Source organism: uncultured Methanobrevibacter sp., assembly GCF_947170395.1.
In the GTDB taxonomy this organism is placed as follows: domain Archaea; phylum Methanobacteriota; class Methanobacteria; order Methanobacteriales; family Methanobacteriaceae; genus Methanocatella.
The window spans coordinates 75,382-96,884 of the sequence record NZ_CAMVTE010000003.1 but is presented as its reverse complement, the minus strand read 5'-3'; the positions used below and the strand labels follow the sequence as shown (position 1 = coordinate 96,884).

21 protein-coding genes and 1 tRNA gene are annotated in these 21,503 nt (G+C 40.2%); 9 read left to right on the top strand and 13 right to left on the bottom strand.

The genetic code is table 11. The features are described from left to right. Positions 1-12 precede the first annotated feature (12 nt). The 4 genes from Q0W04_RS01740 to Q0W04_RS01725 are packed head-to-tail and all read left to right on the top strand — an operon-like array spanning position 13 to position 3,464. Positions 13-498, top strand: a complete 486-nt coding sequence (locus tag Q0W04_RS01740) for a gamma carbonic anhydrase family protein (protein ID WP_298499457.1) — start codon at positions 13-15, stop codon at positions 496-498. Further along, on the top strand, positions 498-1,598 hold the full coding sequence (hisC, locus tag Q0W04_RS01735; RefSeq protein WP_298499496.1) for a histidinol-phosphate transaminase: 1,101 nt from the start codon (positions 498-500) through the stop codon (positions 1,596-1,598). The genes Q0W04_RS01740 and hisC overlap by 1 nt, the downstream gene beginning before the upstream one ends. Then, positions 1,599-2,309, top strand: a complete 711-nt coding sequence (locus Q0W04_RS01730) for an anaerobic ribonucleoside-triphosphate reductase activating protein (RefSeq protein WP_298499454.1) — start codon at positions 1,599-1,601, stop codon at positions 2,307-2,309. An 18-nt stretch (positions 2,310-2,327) separates the two neighbouring features. Further along, positions 2,328-3,464 carry a tetratricopeptide repeat protein gene (locus tag Q0W04_RS01725; protein WP_298499451.1) on the top strand — a complete coding sequence of 379 codons (1,137 nt, stop codon included), beginning with the start codon at positions 2,328-2,330 and terminating at the stop codon, positions 3,462-3,464. A 155-nt stretch (positions 3,465-3,619) separates the two neighbouring features. Here Q0W04_RS01725 and glmM read toward each other — a convergent pair whose 3' ends face one another. The 4 genes from glmM to thiC all read right to left on the bottom strand — a co-directional run bounded on the left by glmM (position 3,620) and on the right by thiC (position 8,483). Beyond that, positions 3,620-4,984: a phosphoglucosamine mutase gene (gene glmM, locus Q0W04_RS01720; protein WP_298499448.1), complete on the bottom strand. Its 1,365-nt coding sequence runs from the start codon at positions 4,982-4,984 to the stop codon at positions 3,620-3,622. 57 nt (positions 4,985-5,041) lie between these two features. Continuing rightward, entirely contained in the window at positions 5,042-5,437 is a 396-nt protein-coding gene (locus Q0W04_RS01715; protein ID WP_298499445.1) for an OB-fold nucleic acid binding domain-containing protein, read from the bottom strand. A 113-nt stretch (positions 5,438-5,550) separates the two neighbouring features. Next, positions 5,551-7,209, bottom strand: a complete 1,659-nt coding sequence (locus Q0W04_RS01710; protein WP_298499443.1) for an ATP-dependent DNA ligase — start codon at positions 7,207-7,209, stop codon at positions 5,551-5,553. Next, the gene (thiC, locus tag Q0W04_RS01705) at positions 7,209-8,483 is read right to left on the bottom strand and encodes a phosphomethylpyrimidine synthase (protein ID WP_298499441.1); all 1,275 of its coding nucleotides are present in this window, start codon (positions 8,481-8,483) and stop codon (positions 7,209-7,211) included. Before thiC ends, Q0W04_RS01710 begins: the two co-directional genes overlap by 1 nt. Positions 8,484-8,594: 111 nt before the next feature. On the opposite strand from thiC, the gene Q0W04_RS01700 reads away from it, so the two are divergent. After that, complete coding sequence (locus Q0W04_RS01700) at positions 8,595-9,251, top strand: 3'-5' exonuclease (protein ID WP_366938612.1); 657 nt, start codon at positions 8,595-8,597, stop codon at positions 9,249-9,251. 1 nt (position 9,252) lies between these two features. Here the strand turns inward: Q0W04_RS01700 and Q0W04_RS01695 are convergent, their stop codons facing one another. The 3 genes from Q0W04_RS01695 to Q0W04_RS01685 form a co-directional block, all read right to left on the bottom strand. Further along, a complete protein-coding gene (locus tag Q0W04_RS01695) occupies positions 9,253-10,086 on the bottom strand; it encodes a methanogenesis marker 8 protein (protein WP_298499439.1) in 834 nt (277 codons plus the stop codon). Positions 10,087-10,224: 138 nt separating this feature from the next. Next, a complete protein-coding gene (locus tag Q0W04_RS01690; protein WP_298499489.1) occupies positions 10,225-12,420 on the bottom strand; it encodes a CDC48 family AAA ATPase in 2,196 nt (731 codons plus the stop codon). A gap of 312 nt (positions 12,421-12,732) precedes the next feature. Further along, complete coding sequence (locus tag Q0W04_RS01685; RefSeq protein ID WP_298499437.1) at positions 12,733-14,034, bottom strand: prephenate dehydrogenase; 1,302 nt, start codon at positions 14,032-14,034, stop codon at positions 12,733-12,735. 118 nt (positions 14,035-14,152) lie between these two features. Between Q0W04_RS01685 and Q0W04_RS01680 the strand changes: the two genes are divergently transcribed. The 3 genes from Q0W04_RS01680 (at position 14,153) to Q0W04_RS01670 (ending at position 17,286) form a co-directional block, all read left to right on the top strand. Further along, positions 14,153-15,214, top strand: a complete 1,062-nt coding sequence (locus Q0W04_RS01680) for an mRNA surveillance protein pelota (protein WP_298499435.1) — start codon at positions 14,153-14,155, stop codon at positions 15,212-15,214. 88 nt (positions 15,215-15,302) lie between these two features. After that, positions 15,303-16,232 (top strand): cell wall biosynthesis protein, encoded by a 930-nt coding sequence (locus Q0W04_RS01675; protein ID WP_298499433.1) that lies wholly within the window; start codon positions 15,303-15,305, stop codon positions 16,230-16,232. 4 nt (positions 16,233-16,236) lie between these two features. Then, a complete protein-coding gene (locus Q0W04_RS01670) occupies positions 16,237-17,286 on the top strand; it encodes a glycosyltransferase (RefSeq protein WP_298499431.1) in 1,050 nt (349 codons plus the stop codon). Between the two features lie 3 nt (positions 17,287-17,289). Here Q0W04_RS01670 and Q0W04_RS01665 read toward each other — a convergent pair whose 3' ends face one another. Further along, complete coding sequence (locus Q0W04_RS01665) at positions 17,290-18,591, bottom strand: NAD(P)/FAD-dependent oxidoreductase (protein WP_298499429.1); 1,302 nt, start codon at positions 18,589-18,591, stop codon at positions 17,290-17,292. A gap of 77 nt (positions 18,592-18,668) precedes the next feature. Here Q0W04_RS01665 and Q0W04_RS01660 point away from each other — a divergent pair, with 77 nt between their 5' ends. Next, a complete protein-coding gene (locus Q0W04_RS01660; RefSeq protein ID WP_298499427.1) occupies positions 18,669-18,944 on the top strand; it encodes a HypC/HybG/HupF family hydrogenase formation chaperone in 276 nt (91 codons plus the stop codon). Here the strand turns inward: Q0W04_RS01660 and Q0W04_RS01655 are convergent. From Q0W04_RS01655 to Q0W04_RS01635, 5 genes are all read right to left on the bottom strand, one after another. Further along, positions 18,938-19,453 carry an amino acid-binding protein gene (locus Q0W04_RS01655; protein ID WP_298499424.1) on the bottom strand — a complete coding sequence of 172 codons (516 nt, stop codon included), beginning with the start codon at positions 19,451-19,453 and terminating at the stop codon, positions 18,938-18,940. The genes Q0W04_RS01660 and Q0W04_RS01655 overlap by 7 nt on opposite strands. 123 nt (positions 19,454-19,576) lie before the next feature. Continuing rightward, positions 19,577-19,651, bottom strand: a tRNA-Ile gene (locus tag Q0W04_RS01650). A gap of 102 nt (positions 19,652-19,753) precedes the next feature. Further along, positions 19,754-20,038 (bottom strand): iron-sulfur cluster assembly protein, encoded by a 285-nt coding sequence (locus tag Q0W04_RS01645; protein ID WP_292814906.1) that lies wholly within the window; start codon positions 20,036-20,038, stop codon positions 19,754-19,756. A 62-nt stretch (positions 20,039-20,100) separates the two neighbouring features. Continuing rightward, positions 20,101-21,009 carry a DUF5591 domain-containing protein gene (locus Q0W04_RS01640; RefSeq protein WP_298499420.1) on the bottom strand — a complete coding sequence of 303 codons (909 nt, stop codon included), beginning with the start codon at positions 21,007-21,009 and terminating at the stop codon, positions 20,101-20,103. Positions 21,010-21,011: 2 nt separating this feature from the next. Then, positions 21,012-21,503: a TIGR00295 family protein gene (locus Q0W04_RS01635; protein WP_298499418.1), complete on the bottom strand. Its 492-nt coding sequence runs from the start codon at positions 21,501-21,503 to the stop codon at positions 21,012-21,014.

Below are 21,503 nucleotides of genomic sequence, written 5' to 3'. Positions count from 1 at the left end.
ATTGGCGATATTATGGAAAATAAAAAAGACTCTGTTATAATATGCCCAGGTGCACAAGTACTCGGAAATGTTGAATTAGGCGAGGATGTATCCATATGGCACGGTGCCGTAATAAGGGGAGATACTGACTCAATCACTATCGGAAACAATTCAAATGTTCAGGACAATTGCGTTGTCCATTGTACAAAAGGTTTTCCGGTTGAAATTGGTGAAAACGTTTCCGTTGGTCATGGTGCGGTTGTTCATGGCTGCAAATTGGATGACAATGTTTTGATTGGAATGAATGCAACAGTCCTAAACGGTGCACACATATCCAAAAACTCAATTGTCGGTGCCGGAGCCGTTGTAAGTGAAGGAAAGGAATTTCCCGAAGGCAGTCTGATTTTGGGAGTTCCGGCAAAGGCTGTAAAGCAGCTCAGTGATGAACAGGTAAAACTTATTCAGGATAACGCAGACAATTACGTTAAACTTTCTAAACAATATGCGGAAGATGAATGATGAAAGCAAGAAAAATAGTAGATGAAATGGATTCATACGTTCCCGGCAGGTCTCAGGACGAGATTGCCGAGGAATTCAACTTAAACAAGGATGACATTATTAAACTGGGGTCAAATGAAAACCCTTGGGGTCCGTCTCCAAAGGCAATGGAAGCCATAGGCAGGGAAATCAAATCAATTAACAGATACCCGGAATCCCAGCTGAAGGAACTTGTCCATGAAATGGCATTGTACTCCGGCGTTGAGGACAGTCAGGTCATTGTCGGCGGTGACGGTGCCGATGAAATTATTGACGTTCTGGCAAAGACATTCATTGACGAGGGCGATGAGTTCATAGTGCCTCTGCCGTCATACATGTACTATGAATACCTCCTACAGCAGTACGGCGCCCGTCCGGTGTATGCAAGATGGGATTTGGATAAAAACGAGCTTGATTTGGATTCTATATTTGATGCGATAAGCGAGAAAACCAAAATGATTTTTTTATGCAGTCCGAACAATCCGACAGGCACGCTGATTGAAAAGGACACATTAAGACGTATTGCTTCAAAAAACCCTGAAATTCTAATAGTCATCGATGAAGCTTACTTTGAATATTCCGAGCTCACAAACAAGGATTTGATTAATGAATTTGACAACATCTTCATAATCCGTACAATGTCCAAGGTATTGGGTCTTGCAGGCATGAGAATCGGTTACGGTCTTGCATGCGAACAGATTATTGAATACATGCACAGAATCAAACCGGTATTTTCACTAACAAGACTGTCCTTTGTAGCTGCGCTTAATACTTTTAGAGACAAGCAATACATTCAAGATTCAATTGAAAAGGGAATAGAATCAAGACAGTACCTGTATGATGAGCTATCTAAAATAGATTCATTGCATGTGTTCCCTTCCAAATCCAATTTCATGCTGATTGATGTTAGAAATACTGGTTTTACAGCATCCGAGTTGGCTTTGGAGCTTATGAAAAAGGGAATAATTGTCAGGGACTGCACTTCATTCAAGGGTTTGGATGAATATTGGATAAGGATAAGCATCTGCACTCTGGATGAGGACAGGAAATTTATTGAAATCATTAATGAGGTTTTAAGTTAAATGTATGTTGGCGGATCTGTAATATCTTCTGTTGAATTTCATGGAAACATGTCACTGGTTCTTTTCATGTCAGGATGTCCTCTGACATGCAGATATTGCCACAATGTGGAACTTCTGGATGACAAGACAGAAAAATCCTTTGAAGAAATTAAAAGTGAAATTGACTCTTCAGCCGATTTTTTGGATGCCATTGTAATTTCCGGTGGAGAACCGTTGCTTCAGCTTGATGCGCTGATTGAGATATTTACTTATGTTCGCCAAATAGGTTTGAAGACAAAGCTTGACACCAGCGGAATATATCCGGATAAGATTAAAAAGCTTCTTGATTTGAAGCTTCTGGATTTTGTTTCACTTGATGTAAAGACAGTATTTTCAAAATACAGAAAGATTACAGGTTCAAATGTGGGATTTCAGGTTAAAAAATCAATGGAACTTATCAATGCCGATGAGAATGTTCATCTTGAAATCAGAACAACATATGTTCCTACGCTGCACACCAAAAAGGACATCATAAACCTGGCGGATGAAATTGAAGCGGATATCTATACAATTCAGCAGTTCAGAAACAAGAATGTTCTGGATCCTGCCCTTGAAAAGGTTGAGGTTCCAAATCCTCATGATCTCGAAAAGCTTGCACGTGAAATCAAACCTTACTTCAAAGGCCAAATCAAGGTCAAGTCCGGAGAATTTGGTGAAAGATTAATAGAATAAATTTAAGGAGGAGTTGAAATGCCTATTTTATCATTTTCAAGTAATGATATTGATGTAATCACCGGTAAAAAAACCAGAACAATCCGTAAAGCATGGAAGACTCCACTTAAAAAGGGAGACAGACTTTACTGCTATTGGAATCTGGTTTCAAAGGAAAAAATGAAAATCTTTGAGGCACTGGTTACTGATGTTGAAAACATTTCATTTGTTGACATCAAGGACAATGATGAACTGGCGGTGCAGGAAGGCTTCAAGGACTCCTATGATATGCTGAGGGAATTCAAGAAGATGTACGGCGGTCAGATTGCCGATTCTGAAGAGTTCCAGATAATTTATTTTGAAAAGCTTGACATCGATGAGTGGAAAGGCGATAAAATCGATGAAAAGGCAATGATTACCAAACGGGCGGATATTCTTTTTGACAGCGGCAAGTTCGACAAGTCCACAATGTGCTATGAAGCGGCACTGAGACTTGACCCTGATGACGTTTACCTTCTAAACAAGCAGGGCGACAACCTCTCAAGGCTGGGCAAGTTTGACGATGCCATAGGATGTTATGACAAGGCATTGGAATTCGAGCCTGACAATGAATACATCCTGAACAACAAGGCGATTGCACTTTTGAATGCGGGCAGAATCGAAGAGGCCTACAAGGCAAGCACAATTGCATACAATTACCGTCCGAGCAGCCCTATTGTTTTATACTGGAGAGGATTCATCCTGGAAATGCTTGGCAGATATGATGCGGCATTGAGGGTTTATGACAAGTTGATTGTAATTGACGGGGAAAACCCTGAGGTATGGAATGCAAGGGGAAATCTTCTCACAGACATGGGAATGCTTGAGGAAGCCATTCAATCATTCGACAAGGCCGTTGAAGTGTGTCTGGATGATTCTGAAATGGATGCAAGTGCAATCAACAGGATGGGTAATGCATACATTGATTTGGGCAAATTCGATGAGGCTTTGGATTGCTTTAACAAGGCTATTGCGCTTGAAAAACATAACATTGACTTTCTTTTGAATAAGGGTGTTGTACTGATGGAATTGGGCAAATTTGAAGAGGCCGTTGACAGTTTCAACAAGGTATTGCTTAGAAATCCTGATAATGAAGATGCATTTTTCCTAAAAGAAGAGTGTTTGGAAAACTTTTAGGCATTTCTATGTAGATGGCCGAATCCAATATTGTTGGTTTTATCACTACAGTGTTTTATTTTAAAATTAGCTATGATTTAATTATATTTTTTTAAGGTAGGTTTTATTTTAATTATATCTTGAAGCGATATAATTAAAACAAAATCAGTGATGGTTTACTGTTTGTATTTTTTGATTAAACTTATTCCCCAATCGGTCATTTCATCAGCTTTCTTTTGTGAGTCTGACTCGGCAAAGCATCTGAAGATCGGTTCGGTTCCGGATGGTCTGACAATTACCCACCCGTCATCTTTTAGGATTTTAACGCCGTCTGTAAGGTCAAGTTCAAAGTCAGTTGTTTCCTTAATTTCTTTTGCAATGCTGTCCATGACGAATTCCTTTTGATCGTCGGGACATTCGATTTTCATTTTGCTTGCATAATAAACCGGAAGCTCGGCTACAAGTTCGGATAGAGGTTTTTTCTCTTTTGCAACGATTTCAAGGATTTTTGCAACGGTCATTACTGCATCTCTTCCGTAAACGAAGTCAGGGAAAATGAGTCCTCCGTTTTCTTCACCACCAAACAGTCCGTCTTCATCTTTTAACTTACGTGCAACAAGCAAATCTCCAACGGCAGTAGCTATGACTTCTCCGTTGTACTCTTCAGCCACATCATAAATTGCCTGGGAAGTTGCAACTGTGGTGACAACGATTCCGCCGTCATTTTCCTTAAGCATTTGCTTTTCGACAAGTGTGAAAGTCTTGTCTCCCAAAACGAAGTTTCCTTTCTCGTCAATGCAGATGGTCCTGTCCGCATCACCGTCATGTGCAAGGCCGATGTCTGCATTCAGTTCCTTAACGACGCTGATGAGTTCCTGAAGGTTTTCTTCAATAGGTTCCGGGTCACGGCCTGGGAAAAATCCGTCTGCCTGTGAGTTCAGGGTAGTCACTTCACATCCGAGTTTTCTAATCAGATAAGGTGCGGTATAACATCCCGCTCCGCTTCCGCAGTCGACGACCACTTTCAGTTTGGCGTTACGGATTGCTTCGGCGTCGACTTTTGATATTGCCTCATCGACATATTCGTCGATTATTTTGTCATTGTGATATATCTGACCGATTTCGGACCAGTGCGCCCTTTTAGGTTCTTCATCAAAGTACAGTTTTTCGATTGCAATGTCCATTTCGTCAGGTATTCCGATACCGAATTCATCTAAAAATTTAAGTCCGTTATATTTTGGAGGGTTGTGTGAAGCGGTAATCATCACTCCGCCATCATAATATTTGCGAACAGCATATTGGACTCCAGGTGTAGGTAGGATTCCCAAATCCACTACGTCACATCCGCTTGATAAAAGTCCTGCCTTAACGGCTTCCTTTAACATTGGTGTTGATGTTCTTGTATCTCCTCCGACAGCTACGGTTCCCTGAATTTGAGTACCGTAACAGGCTGCAAGTCTTGATGCGAACTCAGGAGTCAAAACGTCATTTGCAGTTCTTCTGACTCCAAAAGTTCCAAATAATCGTTTTTTATCAGACATGTTTTAATTTCCTATTAAGTTAATCATTATTATTTTTGAATTTCAAATAATAAATAACTATTTGATTTTCAGGCTGTCTCCACCGGATAATATTATTTCCAAATCCGATTTGTATTCGGTTATTTTGCCTGTAACCTCGACCCTTTTGTTTTTGAACTCATCGATGTCCATATTGTTCGACTGTATTTCTGCTGCCTGGCTTTCAAATATTATCAGCTGCATCTGTCCGGTGCCGTCATTTATCGTTAAAAAATAACTGCTTTTGGATGATGATTGGGCTATATCTGTTATGACGCAGTCAATTCGGACTTCCTCGTCAATCATTCCTCTTGAAATGTCTTTAATCTCAACTTTTTTAACTTCAATTGTCGGTGTAAATATTATCAGTCCGATAATTCCGATAAGCGATGTTATCAAAGCTATTCTAAGTAATTTGTCATCTGTAATTTCCATGGTTTTTGTGTTGGTTGAACTGGTAAAAATAGCCGATAGGATTTCAGTTTGTCAATTAGATTCATCCTTAAAATATTGTGCGGTAATGGTATAATGTATGTGAGGAAATTGAATTAATTTCCAGTGTTGTACATGGAAATTAATCTTTCAACCGTATCGGCATCCATAGGGCTTTTGTCCTTTCTTATGTTTTTAACGACAGGAAACCTCAGGGAGTAGCCGGTTTCATATTCCGGTGATTCGACGATTTCTGAAAATGCAATTTCCAGAACTATCTTCGGTTCGACCTTTATTTCACGGCCTTTTGTTGAAATTTCAAGTTCCTTCATCTTGCCGGTAAGATATTCCAGTGTGGCATCGTCAAGGCCTGTTGCAGCATATGCAACGGTTTTAAAATCATCGTTTTCATCCCTGAGTGCTACAAGATATGATCCGACGAAATCGCCTCTCTTTCCGATACCGTATGTTCCGCCAACGATGACCATGTCCAGTGTCTCAGGTTCTGCCTTGTATTTAAGCATCTTTTTACCTCTAAGTCCAGGAATATAGGGTTCCTTGCAGTCCTTAATCATTATGCCCTCATGGCCGCCTTCAATTGATGTTTCAAACAGTTCCTGAAGCTCGTCGATGTTGTTTTCGTTTCCCACTCTCATGGTACTGAGATTCATCTCGTCAACTGAAGTGTCGACGATTTCCTCCAGTATTTTACGCCTTTTTGAGAGGGGCTCGTCAATCATCGGAACCTTATAGTAGAGCACATCAAAAAGGAACAGTTTCAATGGGACGTTTTCCATTGCCTCTTCGACATTGTGCTTTCTTCTGACTCTGTGGAGGATATTCTGGAATGGCAGAGGTTTCCCGTCCCTTGTAGCTATTACTTCCCCTTCAACGATGTAGTCTTCATGGGGCAGGTATTCGTTGAACAGTTCCACGATTTCCGGAAGGGCATGGGTGATGTTTTCAAGTCTTCGTGTGAAAATCTTGATTTCATCGCCGTTTCTGTGAACCTGAAGTCTGATTCCGTCATATTTTGTCTCACATATTGCACAACCCATTTCAGGTATGATTTCATCCAAAGGCGGTGCAAGCTGAGCCAGCATAGGTTTGACTGGGGTTCCGGGGGTCAGGTTAAGCTTTTCAAGACCTGCGGCACCTTCGTCCTTAGCTGTTCTTGCAACAACAGAAAAGTCATTGGTAAGCATCTGCGCCCTTTCAACCACCTTCTTGTCAATATTGAATGCCTGGGCGATTGCATCCCTTACAACGCCGTCACCGACACCAATCCTTAATTCCTCTGTGATTGTACGGGTGAGATATTTGGCTTCGGTTGCGCTTGCCTGTGACAATAACTCCAAAATGATTGCTATTTTACGGTTTGTCGAACGTGATCCTGAAATCTGGGACAGTTTTCGCAGGCTGTTGAATACGAAATCGATTGTCAAGGGCTGTGAGAAGAATGTCATCTGGGATTTTTTGGCATATAGCTTGATGCATGCAAGACCTATGTCTCCCTCGTCACGAACTGCGTCCTCGACATTTGCCTGTGTTGTTCCGACGGCTTCGGCCACTGCCCTTTCCACAAGTTTTCCGCCAATTCCTATCTCTTCTGAGCTCCATGCAGGAAATACGACACCTAAAATTAGCAGTCCTACCTTTTCAATGGTTTCGGAGTCCAGTTTTTTAAGAAATTCGGATATGATTTCAGTTTTTTCAAGTCTTTTTGTAGTCGCTTCGAGAGCGGAATAGACGTCTACCAATTCCTGATATTTCATTAGAATTCTCCTTTGGCTATTTTGACTGCACAATATTCTCCGCACATCGCGCACATTTCATTGTCATCCAGTTCGCATTTGTCCCTGTATTTTCTAGGTTTTGATTTGTCCAAAGCCAAGTCGAATTGGGCCTCCCAATCAAAATCCCTTCTGGCCTTTGCCATTGCCTTTTCACGGGTCCATGCGCTGTCAAGACCTTTTGCAACATCAGCCGCTTCAGCAGCAATTTTGGATGCGATAACTCCTTCCTTAACGTCTTCCAAGCTAGGCAGTGATAAATGTTCTGCAGGTGTTACGTAGCATAGGAAATTGGCTCCTGCGGTTGCCGCTATCGCTCCTCCGATGGCTCCTGTAATGTGGTCGTATCCAGGGGCAATGTCGGTTACGAGAGGTCCCAAGACATAGAATGGAGCTCCGTGGCATATTGTCTTTTGAATTTCCATGTTTGCCCTGATTTGGTTTAAAGGCATGTGTCCCGGCCCTTCAACCATTACCTGAACATTGGCGTCCTGTGCCCTTTTAACAAGTCCTCCAAGATTTACCAGTTCCTGAATTTGAGGGATATCGCTTGCATCTGCAAGGCATCCAGGCCTAAGGCCGTCTCCCAGAGATAGTGTAATGTCGTATTCGTAAGATAACTCTAAAAGGTAATCGTAATTTTCATATAATGGGTTTTCCTGGTCGTTGTGGTTTATCCAGGATGCCATGAATGTTCCTCCACGGCTTACAATTCCCATCATCCTGTTTGCTGCTTTAAGTTTTTGGACCAGATCCTTTGTTATTCCGCAGTGGAGTGTCATGAAGTCCACTCCTTCCTTTGCCTGGTTTTCAATGGCTTTGAATATGTCGTCAGGGTCCATGTCAATGATTTCCCTGTTTTTGGAAAGGGTTACCACTCCCGCTTCATAAATCGGCACGGTTCCGATGCATATGTCAACTGCATCCATAATCTTCTGCCTGAAAAGCTTCAAATCGGAACCTGTAGAGAGGTCCATCAGTGCGTCGGCACCGTATTCCTGGGCCAGTTTTGCCTTGTTGATTTCAAGGTCAATGTCATCTATTTTGGATGATGAACCTATGTTTGCATTGATTTTTGTCTTCAGTCCTTCACCTATTCCGCATGGTTTTGAGTGTCCGTTGATATTTTTGGGAATTACAACCAGTCCCTTATCAATCAGTTTGGCTAATTTATTTACATCTATATTTTCATATTCTGCAACATATTCCATTTCAGGAGTGATGTTGCCTTTTTGAGCTTCACTTTTTTGAGTCAAATTTATCCCTCGTATTGACTAATCACTAATAATATTGTTGCTTCAAGTATATAGAATTAATTTTTTAATGTTGTATTACATATATAATTTTATTGTAGGGAGGATTTTAACATTAGAGTTATATATTTTGATACTGAAACAAGTGGTCTGGATTGTAGGGACTGTAAAATAATCGAGCTAGCAATGCTGACTGTTGAAGATGGCGTGATTGTTGATGATTACGATGAATTCGTAAACATAGGGCCCATTTCACCAAAAATCACCAAACTTACCGGAATTACAAATGACATGCTGAGAAAAGATGGCCTGAAAGAGGAGGGAGTTGCCGTCCACATTAAAGAAAGGCTCACTCCGGGCACTTTGATGGTTGCCCACAACACGCAGTTTGATTTGTCATTCGTTTTCCATCTCTTGAGCAGGCATTTTCCCGATGACGCCTTTGACATTGTAAGGAACGTGGACTGGCTTGACACCATGACAGTTTTAAAGGACAGAAAGACCTATCCTCACAAACTGATTGACGGCGTTAATCATTATGAGTTAAAAACAGTTAATTTTCACAGGGCAATAGACGATACGAAGGCACTGTATGATTTGACTTTGGCAATGAAAGATGAAAGGGATGATTTAGGAGATTACATTAATCTTTTCGGTTTCAATCCGAAATATGGTGTCAGCGGAATGAGATTCCCGTTCATTGAGTATAAGGCCCATTACTATCAGAATTTCGGACTGTTGCCCTCAGACAGGACTCTTCCAAACAAATAGCCTAAATCAACGGATAAGGCAAATCGGGATTTTCCTTTTTAGGTTTTTCCCCGCCAATTTTTTCAAGACGCATCTCCAGAAACCTCTTTCCCGCTTCTGTTCTTGCATAAATCGGTATTGACTGGCCAACGATTTTCACGCTTTCCTTTTCACCGATATCTCTTATGTTTTTGGAAGCGCATGCTGTTGCAACGTCGCATCCGTCAAACAGCTTTCTTGCCTCTTCAGGTGTTCTTTTTGATGTGTGGACAACAAAGACGTAAATGTTTATGTCAGGATTTTCATCTTTCAGTCTGTTAATTTTATCGATGTCGCTTGCAAGAGCCACTGTAACGGCAATGTTTTTACATCCTTTTTCAATGGCCAGTTTAATTCCTTCGCCCTGATTAATTTCGGCGGTTTTGGTATTTAAAATGTTGTCTTCGCCGATTTCATCAAACAGTTCAGGTATTGGGCTGGTTTTCACAAGGCCTGAAACCCTTCCTCCGATTCCCTGAACAAGTTCCGGTTCCCTTACGATTACGGTTCCGCAGCCTTCCAGAACCATCACAACAGAATCGATCACTTCCTTTTCAAGCAGGGTGCACAGGATTTCAGATATTCCGAAGTTCAAAAAGTCTTTCATTCTCAATTGTCTGTTTGCTGTGCACATTCCAAAATCATCAATTCTGAACTGGATGTTTTTGGCAACGACGTCTGTGGTGAGTTTCTTGATTCCTCTGTGGTGGTCAAAAAGAGGACAGTATTCAACTTCAGGTTCGGTTACTTCAACTACCTTTCCGTTTCTGATGGTTATTCGGCTCAATCCCAATGCTTCGATAATATGTTCGCTCATATTTGAAGATATTGTAAAAAATAGTATTAAAATGTTTTTGGAGGTTGTGTGGGAAGTTCCATCTTCCCACTAAATATGGTTAGAAAGTTTTTATAAGATTAAAGGAGGAAAAAAGGAAGAAAATTGGGGTTTTCTTCCTTACATGTACTGTACGAGCTGTTCGTCAGCTGCGCTGTTTCCAGGTTTTACTTTGTCGATTGCTTCCTTAAAGTATTTGTTCGGGATTTCACTAGCTTCAAGGTTGTCTCTTAAGGTAAGCATCGCAGCTTCCCTGCATACTGATTCAATGTCAGCTCCAACATATCCTTCAGTGTTTTTGGCAAGTTTTTTGAGGTTTACATCTTCTGCCAAAGGCATGTCTTTTGTGTGTACTTTAAAGATTGCAAGTCTGGCCTCTTCATCAGGTTCCTTGACTTGTATGTGTCTGTCAAATCTTCCAGGTCTCATCAAACCTGCATCCAGAATGTCCGGCCTGTTTGTTGCGGCAATGATTGCAACGTCTTCAAGCTCTTCCAAACCGTCCATTTCAGTCAATAGCTGGTTTACGACCCTTTTTGTTACTCCGCTGTCGGTGTCGTTTCCGCTGCGTGTGCTGGCTATTGCATCGATTTCATCGAAAAAGATCACTGTCGGTGCAGCCTGTTTTGCTTTTCTGAACACTTCACGAACACCTTTTTCGGATTCTCCAACCCATTTTGACAGGAGTTCAGGACCTTTCACTGAAATGAAGTTCGCTTCACTTTCGCTTGCAACGGCTTTTGCAAGAAGGGTTTTTCCGGTTCCTGGAATTCCGTAAAGGAGGGTTCCTTTTGGTGGTCTGATTCCAAGGCGCTGGAATGTGTCAGGGTGTTTTAAAGGCCATTCAACAGCTTCTTTCAGCTCCTGTTTGACGTCTTCAAGTCCGCCTACGTCATCCCATTTTATGTCCGGAATTTGGACGAGAACTTCTCTGAGTGCTGAAGGTTGGATTTCCTTTTGAGCTGATTTGAAGTCATCTCCGGTTACCACAATCTTTTCAAGAACTTCTTTTGGAATTTCCTCATCGTTTTGGATTTCAGGCAGTATTCTTCTGACTACCCTCATTGCGGCTTCCTTACATAATGATTCAAGATCCGCTCCAACAAATCCGTGTGTTGTTGATGCGATTTTATCCAAATCGACATCCTCTGCCAGAGGCATGTTTCTTGTGTGGATTTCAAGAACTTCCTTTCTCTCTTCAGTGTCAGGCACTCCTATTTCGATTTCCCTGTCAAATCTTCCAGGTCTTCTGAGTGCGGGATCAAGTGAATCAGGTCTGTTGGTTGCACCGATAACTACCACTTGGCCACGGGATTTAAGGCCGTCCATCAATGTTAGAAGTTGTGCAACGGTTCTTCTTTCAACTTCTCCATTGGTTTCTTCTCTTTTCGGTGCAATTGCATCCAGTTCATCTATAAATATGATTGAAGGGGAGTTTTCTTCAGCTTCCTCAAAGTATTCTCTGAGGTTTTCTTCAGATCCGCCCACGTATTTGCTCATGATTTCAGGTCCGTTTATCGCAATGAAATGGGCATCACTTTCACTTGCCACAGCTTTGGCAAGTAAGGTTTTTCCGGTACCCGGTGGACCATGCATCAGTACTCCTTTTGGCGGTGCAATTCCTAACTTTTCAAAGAGTTCAGGTCTTTTAAGAGGAATTTCAATCATTTCCCTTACCTTTTTAACCTCTTCTTTTAGACCTCCGATGTCTTCGTAGCTTACATCAACAAGGTTTCCGACACCTTCGATTTTGCTTACGTCAACCGGAGATTCGTGGAGCTGCACTTCTGTATTCGGTCCGACAATAACGATGTCTTTAGGGTTTGTGGATATTACTGCAAATTTTATTTCCTTCATTGCAGGTGTAAAGTCCATCAGTTCATCGAATAGGCTGTTGAAGCCCATGCTTGGTCTGGGTGCTCGGATTTGTGATCCGATGATGTCTCCCTGCATCATTACTTTTCCGGCAAACAGGCCACGAACATCACCCTGTACGCGAATGTTGTTTTCGGTTGGTGCCAAAACGACTTTTTTAGCTTCGGTCGCTTTGGTTTTTTTGACTGTAACTTCCCCGCCGATTGTTGCTCCTGAGTTTTTACGTACTAACCCATCGATTCTTATAACTCCAAGACCAATGTCGGTTTGTGAAGGAAGAGCAATTGCAGCAGTCCTTTTCTCTCCGTTGATTTCGATTAAATCTCTTTCTTTAATGCCTAAATCATCCATGACGTTTGGGTCAAGTCTTGCAACCCCTTGACCGACGTCCTTTTGAGAAATTGCTTCTGCAACTTTTAGTGTGATTTCATTTTGTGCCATGTTATCATCTCCTTTTATGGCTGTGATTTGAATAATTGTAATTTGGCCAATCTTTTTGTTACTTTTTGTAACTTTAGTGACAAACATATCTGTGTATGTTTTACTATATAAAGGTTTCGGTTTTGTAACTTTTTAAAAACAGATTTTAAGATGTTTATTTTTCTTTTAAATAATGTTGATTAATTAGTTTTTAATTTAAATTTTTTGTTAGCATTATTTTCAAAAAAGAGTAATGGTGTGATTGTTATATTTGAATTAAAAATTTAATTACTTTTTGACAGTTTAATATTTGTTCGTATGCAATAGAACAAATTATCTTATTGTCCCGCCAAATCCTGTAAACAGTTTTTTCACATTTTCAATGTCGCTTTTTGACATTGCCGTAACTTCAAATGTCAGGCTGATTGAGTTTTCATCAATCTGCGGGCCGTTATATGCATCAGTCAGTCTGATGTCGATGATGTTGTCAATGTTAAGCACGGTCCTTTCGATGGTTTCCACATGAACGTTTTTGGAAAACACGCAGCTTATGGATTCGGTTTTCTTGTCAAGATTATTTATTTTCCAGCGGTAAAGTTCATCATCGCTTAAAACTTCGATGTTTGCTATCCTTAAGTTTTTGACTTTGTTTCCGGTTTTCAGAAATGCTGTCTTGCCGTCAAGGCCTTCAAGAATTCCGACGTGAATCTTTCCGGAGTAGATGTGTTTTAAACCGACTTCACAGCCTATTGAATCATATAATACGCTATATTCATGGTTGAGTCCGTTGATTGCCTTGTCACTTCTACCCAAAGCATTTTTGATGTCCCCCATATGTTTTGTTGCGTTGATGGCTATTTCAATGAACTTTTCGCTGTCCTCATTGTTGATGACGTCCCTCAGTTCAATGACCGCATCGGCAAATGTATTTCGGATTTTTGGACCGTTGTTGTTCATTGATTGAATGTTGTATGTCAGATATGGATTTTGAGCTACAATACGGGCAATAAGATCTATCATCAAATTGTAAATCGGACTTTCATAATCCTCGGTTTCGGATATGTTGATTTTTAGCTTTTCAATTGCTGAAGCTGTTGAAATAAATGAAAAATGAGTCAGAACCTGTACAATGCTCATCATATAGTCATGCTTTTCGGCAGTGGTCTCGATGATTCTCATGTTTTTGCCTTCAAGATATCTGTAGACTTTATCATACCATTTGCCCTTTTTGTCTGCTGTCAGAACGATTACCTGATTGTCCAGCTGTGTGGTTCTCGGACCAAAAATAGGGTGTGTCGGAATATATTCTATGGTGTCGGGCAACACCTCTGCCATGGTTTTTGTAGGTTCTTCCTTGATGGATGTGACGTCAACCATTACTGAGCCTTCTTTCATAAACGGTGCAACTTCACGGATAACATCGGAGGTGTGCTGTATCGGAACGGAGATTATTAGCATGTCGCTGATGTTTGCCAAACCTGCATTTGATTCAATGTAATTTACATTGGCTTCCTTTGCAACATTTTGCCCTTTCTTGTGGTCTCTTCCGGTTATAAACACGTTAAATTCGTCTCTAAAATAGTAAATGAGGGTTTTTCCTAAACCGTCACTACCTCCAATAATTCCAACATTCATGTAATGTAATATGTTTTTATAATTTATAAGGTTATTAGAGGCATGTTTTCAGCGGGGATGTTTGAGTTAAAAATTGGTAAGTTTCATTAACAAGTAAGTATATATTATCTTTGAAAGCATGAAAATCATAAAACAAGATACAAAAGAAGGAATAATTGAAACAGTTCCCGAAACCCTGGATGATTTATGGCATTTGTCCCATATTGTGGAGGTTGGAGACAATGCATCCTCAAAAACAACCCGTCGTATTCAGGACAATACCGGAGATAAACTCAGAAGCGACAGGGGAGTTAAAAAAACATTTTATTTAGGTTTGGATATTGAAAATATCAGTTTTCATTTGTTCACAGGCAAGTTAAGATTGACCGGAGTCATTACAAGAGGGCCTGAAGACTTGATTCCTCTTGGATCTCACCACACTTTGGAAGTTAAGCTAAACACTCCAATCACCATCAAAAAACAAAGATGGCCAAAGTGGGCTATCAAAAGACTCAACCAGGCAATTGACGCTTCCAAAAAACTGTCTGCAATCATTGTTGTTCTTGAAGATGATACTGCAACATTGGGGCTGATGAGACAATTCGGAATAGAGTATTACGGTCCAATCAAGGGTCAGGTTTCAGGCAAAAGAATTGTCGACAAAAACAGGCAGAAAAACATCATCAAGTTTTATGAAAAGGTCATTGAATCAATCATCAAGTTCGATTCAATCGAAAATATCGTTCTTGCAGGACCTGGCTTTGTCAAAAATGACTTTTATGATTATCTCAAAGAAAAGCATAAGGATCTCGCAAAGATATCCATCATAGAATCCACAGGTTCTGGAGGTCGTGTGGGAATAAGCGAGGTTCTAAAGAAGGGAACGGTCGAAAAGCTGACAGTCGAAAATCGTGTTGCCATAGAAATGGGTGCAATCAACAACCTGCTTGAGCAAATCGGGCGAAATTCATCCAAAATTGCTTATGGGCTTAAGGAAGTTAAAAATGCAATTAATCTGGGTGCAGTCAGCCAGCTTCTGGTTTTGGATACAAAGGTTGCATCGGAAAACATGGGCGATTTGATGGACATGGTCGAGAACATGAAGGGCGAAGTGATGGTCATCAGCAGCGAACATGAAGGCGGAAAACAATTGGAAAGCCTTGGTGGCATGGCGGCAATTTTAAGATATGAAATAGCTTAATTTATATAATATTAATTAGTAATCTATTATTAGTCAAAATAAAATTAAAAAATCCGTGATTTATATGTATGCATCGATAGTTATAGCAATGATTTTTGTTTTTGTCTTATCTTTGCTTGGAACCGCTATTATAGACATAATTTTTAGGTTTTTAGGCAAAAGGGGCTATTTGGGAAATTTATATCCCAATGTTCGTGGTGGAATTCCAAGAGGAGTAGGTTTAGTTCCATTCGTAATTCTGTCACTTTACTTTTTGCCGGGATATAACAGTCTTATTCTAATCATTGGTATCTTTGCATTCATCGATGACGTCATGGGCAGGCGAAAATCTCCATTTGGCATTGAATGGGGTCAGCTGTCAAGAGGAATCGGAATCATACTTGTCATGATTGCAGGATTCATTCAGGGATTGGGAGTATCTGCAATTTTCATCGCTCTTCTTGTACAGCCTCTCAACATTTCAGACATGCAGCCGGGATCAACCTGTATTGTCACAATGATAATGTGCATTCTGACAATGATTTTAATGGTCATTTTCGGTTCCGCTGAAGTTGCTGAACTGCCGGCTCTCTACACTCCTCTACTGCTCTTTGTGGTATGTATGGGATACTCACCTCTTGACTTTTCAGGAAAAATCATGCTCGGTGAAGTCGGAAACCATGTCTTTGCAATAGCGTTGGGAGTTTCCTATTACATAATGGGAGGTTTAGTTGGCCTGATTGTAATGTTCATATTAACTACAGTACTTATAGCCTTTGTTAGAAGAAACACCTTAAAGGTATTCTTCAGACAGAATCTGAGACTGCTCAATCCAACATTCGGAGACTATTTCATGGATGTCCTTACCGGTGGGGGATTGGGTGATTTGTTTAGAAAATGGATACTTAAGGACAAACAGCACGAGGTTACCAATCCGTTGCTGATTAAGTTAGGCTTTAGAAGGTTATTATTTAATCCTCATGCGCCTCATCCAAAGGCATATGTTCCCAAAAAATCAAAATTGAGACTGGGAGCGTGATTTCGTGAAGGCATTGCTTGTTGTCACAGGAAGAGGGCTTGGAGGAGATGCTGCAATTGCATTGAATGTCATAAAGGCACTTGAAAAAAGGGGCGTTCAATGTGAAATCGCACTGGATGAGTCCGCTCCGGGAATACTGTTTAAAAAACACGGATATTCCTGGCATAAAATATCCATACCTCAGGCAGGAGGCCATGCGGCTACAAAACTGTCTGCTGCAAAAGGTGCATTGAAACTGATGACTGCAACATTTAAGGCAAGAAGCCTCATTAAAAAAATTAACGCTGATTTTGTAATTGGAGTTTTGGGTGGAGGAGCTATTGTAGGTTCTTTAGGTGCAAAATTTGCAAGAAAACCTGCATTCTCTTTAATTTCAACCCCTCTTGACTCAAAGGTTTGTCCAAAATTCAATGAATGCTTTATTTTACCTGATTTGGATAAGTTCAAATGGGAAACACTTCCTAAAAACACCGATAAATCATTTTATCCTCTGGCACCTGATTCAGGTGATGGTGATGCTCAAAGGGGACTTTCCAAGCTAAAGGAATTTCCAAATTTTGATGAAAACAAAAAGACAATTGCATTTTCATCCGGATCATCCATCTTCAAAGGAATGATTGATGGGGTTTGTAGTGTTTCTGATTCAAGCGATGAATACAATCTCGTTTTGGTCGGACTTCCGTTGCATGACGAGTATTTGGATGAAATAAATAAAAGGAATATCATTTACGCAGGTTATGTTGACTGGATTAATCATCTGTTCAAATATGCTGATTTGGCCGTTTTAACCGATGACGGTGTTTCAATTCAGGAAGCCCTATGCTGCAACACTCCTATAGTTGCCCTGACCCATGTCAAATGGGGAAGATATCAGAATATGGCCGGTGTATTCAAGGGAGCTATTGTGGAATCTTCAGTTGAAGATACCGTCAAAAGCGTTCAGTATGCATTTGAAAACATGGATTCCTTAAAAAAGAACACTTCAAAATATGCCAAGCTTTGTCTTGAAGCCAGTGACGTTCTGGCAGACAAGATGTTAAAAAAAGTAAAATAGTGGTTATAACCACATATTTTTTATGATTTTATAATTTGTGTCTGTTGAAGGATGTATTTCTATAAATTCTGAGTAGTCATCCAAATCATAGTCCATTCTCATCAGATATGAGAGATATGCCACATCACTTACTGAAGATGGGGATATTGAATTGATTCTGTTTATCTTATTGTTTTTCTTGTCGAATTCCACTTCGCTGTATCCGGTATCTCCGGTCAGTATGTGCCAGAACGCATGAGGGCCTGCAATTCCAGGTATTGCAATTGTTGATTTGTCCTCATCTGCGCATTGTGACTTTTCATTTTCAACAAAACTGACTTCGGTGTTCAGGCTTAATGTTTGCGGAATGCATTCATAGGTTATCTTATTTCCATATCCTGCCATGTTTCTTGCAGCTGTGATGCCCTCTTTTCTTGCTACCGGTGTCAGCTGATATCCTCCAGTGACATCTCCTGCAGCATATATATTTCCGACACTTGTTTTCATCATTTCATTGACCTTGATGGTTCTGTCGGGATTCAGCTCGACAATGTCCTGGGCAATTTCGCTGTTCGGTGTTCTTCCTGTTGCAAAAAATGGAATTCCCTCCAGTTCCTCATCGCTGTCTGTCAGTACCTTGTCCTTGAAAGCTTCCTTAACGCCGGTGTTTTCGAAGATGTTGACGTCAGCCATTATTTTTTCAAGAATGTATTTTTTTGCATTTTCTCCAAGCTCTTTTAGGAATGTGCTTCTTGCAAGAATGTTGACTTCACTTCCCAGTGTTGAGTATATGTTGGCTATTTCACAGGCTATTATTCCTCCACCGATGATATTCAGCTTTTCAGGAACTTTATCAAGCTTTAATATGTCCTTATTTGTCAGTCCGTATTCATTGCCTTTTATATCTGGAATGAATGGTCTGGCGCCTGTGGCTATCAGGAGATTGTCGTATTCGAAGCTTTCACCGTTGACACTGACGGTTTCACCATCGATGCTTGCTTCACCGTATATTATGTTGTTTCCAAAGCTTTCGTTTTCCATCTGGTTTAATTTCCTCAGCATTTCCTGGGTCTCTTTGATTTTTTCAACGATTTTGTCGTAGGAAATGTCCAGCTGGCTTTTGATGAATCCGTGGTTGTTGAATCTGTTGTTTGTGTCGATAAATTTTGTAATGTCTGTCAGTGCACAAATCACCATGCAGCCCTCATTTAGGCAAGTTCCTGCGATGTGGTTTTTTTCAATTAAAGTAACTTCTTTTCCTAGTTTTCCAAGCTCCAGGGAACCTAATCTTCCTGCAGGGCCGGAACCAATAACAATATTTTCCATTAAAACACCAATTTAGATAATTTTATATAATATCACTTTGTAATAATGTATATATTAAAATTATGGAGATGTAAATAATGTGTATTGCCGCACCCGCTCAGGTTGTAGAAATTAATAAGGAAGATAACTGGTTATATGCTGACTTTGGTGGAGCAAGACAACAGGCTAAAATGGATCTCTTGCCTGATGTAGAGATTGGTGATTATGTTTTAATCCATGCAGGTTATGCAATTGAAAAATTAACCGAAGAAGCTGCTAAAGAATCTTTAGAAGCTTGGGAAGAACTTTTGGATATCCTCGAGGAAGAGGATATGGAAATGGAAAAGGCAAGAATGGAAGCTGAAAATCAGTAGATTGACACTCTTGTTACTCCTTTTATTTTTAAAAATTCGCTTATCAGATCACCCTTGACGGGTTCTTCTGTAATTATTGTTAATATTGGGGTTTTTTGAAGCTCAGTATCTTCGGCGTAGGCCTGTCTTATGCCAATTCCTTTTTGTGAAATCAGTTTTGTTGTTGCAGCCAGTATACCTTCGCTTTCAGATCCGACTTCTATTTCAATGACTCCCAATTTGAGGTTTTTTGCAATGTTTTTCAGTAGTGTTCCGGCAGGAATGATGTTTGAAAACAGGTTGTTAAGTTCCTCATCCTCTCTTATTATTTCTATGGTTGATTTTATAGCCCGCCTGTCGACGTCTGCAGCAGTGGCCAGGGCCTTGTCGCTGATTTTCAGGTTGCCGCAGTAAATCTTTCCGTCATCGCTGATGGACAGACCAAGTTCAATCATCTTTTCTGCAACCCTGATTCTTGCAGGGTATTTTTTAAATTTTTCATTGACTCTTTCCCACATTTTTATCATCATTCCAACTTTTTGTACATTCAGGTTATATTATGTTGAACATGATATTTAATGATTTTTAAAAAGAGTAAAATTTCGATAAAATTGTCAGGTAAAATGAAAAATGTCTTGAAAATAAGTTAGAAGTAGGCTAGATGGGATTCGAACCCATGACCTCCCGGTTATCAGCCGAGCGCGCTAACCAAGCTGTGCCACTAGCCTATAAAATTTAGACGACAGTTAACTGTCAACACTTATACTTATATTAATTACTATATATAACACTTTCGGTTATATATAGAATTATATAAGATTTTTAAAATTTTATCTATTAATCATTTCGTTAATGGAGTCTGCCATAGCATGTCCTTCAACGATAATTTTTGCAGTGTCGATACCTTCAACACTTTCTGCTCTGATTTTAGCATCAGCTGCAATACGAGTGATACTCATACAACCAGGGTTGGTTGGTTTGAGAATAATTTCTGCTTGATCGCCATCTACAGTAATATTTTGTACAATACCCATTTCTACAATACTTATACCCATGTGAGGGTCATTAATTACAGAAACAGCATCTTTAATATCATTTACTAAATCTTCTGACATATAGAGTCTCCTATTTTTTATTATATTTTTATTTTAAAAGTTATGATATATAAATAGTTTGATTATTTCAAGCGGTGTTTAATTTTCACACCTATTCCATTATCACATTCTTCCATTTCACGACCGGTCATTATGGCCTTTCCAACACCAACAACGCTGTCATCTTTAACGACAACCACTTCATCGTTCGGAATGATATTGTGGTCTGCCCTGTCGATTCCCGGTGCAAAGACAGTGTTGGTCGTGAGGTCAAAGTCAATGTTTACGATATTGATGCCCAAATCCTTCAGGATTTCTCCGCCTGCAAGGTTGAGCCTGTACATTCCGTAGTCCTTATTGAGCAATGCAAGCTGAACGCCGTCGGAGAGGATTCTTTTGTGATACATTCCTTTTGTTTTAACGTTGTCCGGAATGAACCTGTCGCCATTTTCTCCAAACTGGTATTTTGCAATTGACCTTAACTCATGAAGGGTCTTCTGTCTTCTGTTGACTTTCTGATGGTTTTTAAGTTCCATCCTTAAATTGTAAAGGGACTCAGGTGATGTTGGCCTGTCATCAACGCACACATTAATGAAATCATCAATATACGCTTCACAGGACTGCAAATATCCTCCAGCAAGGTTTGCCACAATGTTTTTGCCACGGGTGTACTTTTCAATCAGTTTTCCGGTCTCCTCGATTTCATCTTCAGACCAGACTCCTGTTGTGCTGGTATCGTATGACTGGATAGGAAACGTATTTTCAAGTTCCCTCGGGCATATTCCAAATGGGGAAGTTACGATAAGTTCCTGATATGATCTTGTAAGCTTTCTGAATTTCTGATGTGATTTTGAATTGGAATACGGTTTTTTCATGCTGCACGGCAACAGAACCACAGTATCGCCCAGAGGTTCCATCATCTCCATTCTCTGTCTCCATCTGACGGCTTCCGGGCGCCATAAAGATTCTTCACTTGAACAAATTACTTTCATGATTATTCCTCAAAAGGTTTGATTAGCTCATCGTTGAGTTTTATTAGTCTTTCAATGTTTTCATCGGGGTCTTCTATTCTTCGCTTCCACTTTTCAATTACAAAATCAATGTCCACTTCCTCGCTGCCGCTTACAAGATTGTCTGCATGGGCAACGATTTTTTCCTCCAGTGTCTGGGGAAGGTATGATTTTTCAGGAAGGCCTAACTTAACGGCTTCCTCAGCGGTAATGCCTGCACCGATGTGTCTTTCAATAATATTTAAGACGTCCTGACTGTAACCGTACTTTCGCGCAATCTCAACGCCTTCTATCGCATGTCTTATCCCATGGGTTTTTGACCTTCCGATATCGTGGAGAAGTGCGCCTTTTCTGATTAAATCAGGGTCGGCTTCATCAAAATTAGCAGCTATTTCCATAGCCTTTTTATAAACTGCCTGTGAATGCTCAATAACATTTTCCGGTGTATTTTCTTTTCTAAGTAATTCTATTTCCAT